This is a genomic window from uncultured Campylobacter sp., assembly GCF_938045205.1.
GTDB lineage: Bacteria > Campylobacterota > Campylobacteria > Campylobacterales > Campylobacteraceae > Campylobacter_B.
Genome location: NZ_CALIMY010000086.1, coordinates 1 through 1,999, shown reverse-complemented (window position 1 = coordinate 1,999; position 1,999 = coordinate 1). Strand labels below are relative to the sequence as shown.

Genomic DNA, 1,999 nt, shown 5'->3' with positions numbered 1-1,999 from the left:
GGGATCGCTGCAAATGCCGTTATAAACGCGAATGCTGAAATTTTAAGATAGAATTTTTTCATCGCCGCTCCATGTTTTTAAGCGGCGATTATATATTAAAGTATTTTAGCGGGCTCTTAAAATTTTGTAGAGTTAAAATTTCGATCGCCCGCAAATTTTAGCGGCACCGTTTTCAAAAGCCGCGCCGCTTTGGGATTTAAAACACCGCTTTTAAAATTTTAAATGTCGCGGTAAAATTCAAAACGTCTCGGTGAAATTTTAAAATCCCACCGCAAGCTTTGGGCGGCTTTAAATTTAACATACCGAGTTCTGTTAGCATTCCGAGTTCGGCTGCACCCGCGTTTCGCTACCCGTGTGGATCAGCAGAGCTTTGCCGCGCTTAAATCTACACGGCGGGTTGGCTTGCACGGATGAGTACTCCTTGCCGTTTAGTTTGTAGATGATGTTGGAGCCCTGCACCGTCTTTTGGGAGTTTTGGATCGCATCTCCGGCGACCGCGCCCACTGCTGCGCCGCCTATGAGCCCCACGGTTTCGGCTAGACGCCTACTGCTGCTATGTTTGCCGAGCTTATGCCCGATGATGGCGCCCGTAGTGCCGCCCGCGACGCCGCCTAAAATTTTACCCGTATTGCCCTCGGAGCGCTCTACGTTAATTTTGGCAGGCAGGACATCGACGATCTCGATTCGATCGCTCTGTCTCATGCGGTTCGTCTCGCTCGCGTCATAAACATCTCCGCCGTATCGATCCTGCGGGGTCGCGCAGCCGCAAAGCGCGATCGCGGCGATCAAACATAATGTAAAATTTCGCATATCCTCTCCTTGTAATGAGCTTGGCGACATTATACTGCGGGTTTTTATATGAGCGGTTAAGCGGCGGCGTTAAAATTTACCGGCTCGCTGCCGCTTAAAATTAGCTGGATACGAGGCATCGCGCTATATCTGAGCGCCTTATAAAATTTTTATTTCACTCAAAATTTATCTTATTTTGTTAGAATCATTCTTATTTTTAAGGAGAGAAAATGAAAAAACTATTAGTTTACGCCACCAAAGGCGGCGATACGAAGGTCGTGAGCGAATATATCGCTTCAAAGCTCGGCTTTGAGATTAAGGAGGCCAAAGGGCTAAATGAGGAGGATTTGGCGGGAGCGGGCGCGTTTATTTTTGCGGCTTCGACGCACGGCGACGGACAGATCCAGGCTAAATTTGACGACAAATTGGAGCTTTTAAACAAAACTGATTTTGACGGACGCAAGGTCGCGCTTATAGGCGTCGGTAACGTCGAGCGCCACGGCAACGATTTTTGCAGCGGCATGAGCGCGTTTTTGCCGGTGCTTAAAAAGGCCGATCTCATCGGCGCTTGGGACGCGGAGGGCTATAAATTTAAACATTCACGCGCCTTCATAAACGGCAAATTCGTGGGTCTTACGATCGATTTTAAGGGCGACGAGCACTGGCAGGCAAGAGCCGATAAGTGGATCGCTGCAGTTGGAGGCGAGTTTTAAATATTTCAATTTTTATGCGACCGAGCGAGATTTAGGCTCGATGAGCCCAAATCTCGCTAAATTTCCCCATTAAATTTCGCGCTCCGCTTCCGAGCGAAGCCCTCTTAAATTTTACTCGCCACAGCGTTAGAATTTCCGCCGCATTCAAGCGCCGCCTGCTCATGCCGCGTAAAATTTATCGCTAGCGGGAGCCGCAAATTCCGGCTCGCTGCGCCGAATAGCTCTAAACAATTGCCGCGATAAAATTTAGTTCGCAGCAACTTGCGCACTATTCGTGCAATAAACGATAAATTCCGCCTGCGATGCTTATATGCCACTGGTGCGATAAAATTTCGCTTTTGCGACAAAATTTCGCCCGCAGTGCTAGCGCGGTACCGCACGTTAAATTTCCACGCTCCGCTTGAAAGCGGAGCCTCCGCATTAAAATTTTAAAATTTTTAGTTCAAAAAGTCGCTGTATTTTACAAGTCGTGCCGCTTAAAATCGCGCGGATAGGAT

At 48.2% G+C, this 1,999-nt stretch carries 2 protein-coding genes; one reads left to right on the top strand and one right to left on the bottom strand.

Going from position 1 to position 1,999, the window contains the following annotated elements:
• Positions 1–312: 312 nt before the first annotated feature.
• Positions 313–810, bottom strand: a complete 498-nt coding sequence (locus tag Q0198_RS04870) for a hypothetical protein (RefSeq protein WP_297895659.1) — start codon at positions 808–810, stop codon at positions 313–315.
• A gap of 209 nt (positions 811–1,019) precedes the next feature.
• Here Q0198_RS04870 and Q0198_RS04865 point away from each other — a divergent pair, with 209 nt between their 5' ends.
• Positions 1,020–1,502 (top strand): flavodoxin domain-containing protein, encoded by a 483-nt coding sequence (locus Q0198_RS04865; RefSeq protein ID WP_297895656.1) that lies wholly within the window; start codon positions 1,020–1,022, stop codon positions 1,500–1,502.
• Positions 1,503–1,999 lie beyond the last annotated feature (497 nt).

Bases quoted from the DNA above. Each gene is read 5' to 3' on its own strand.
- Q0198_RS04870 (WP_297895659.1), bottom strand. From the start codon at position 810: ATGCGAAATTTTACATTATGTTTGATCGCCGCGATCGCGCTTTGCGGC.
- Q0198_RS04865 (WP_297895656.1), top strand. From the start codon at position 1,020: ATGAAAAAACTATTAGTTTACGCCACCAAAGGCGGCGATACGAAGGTC.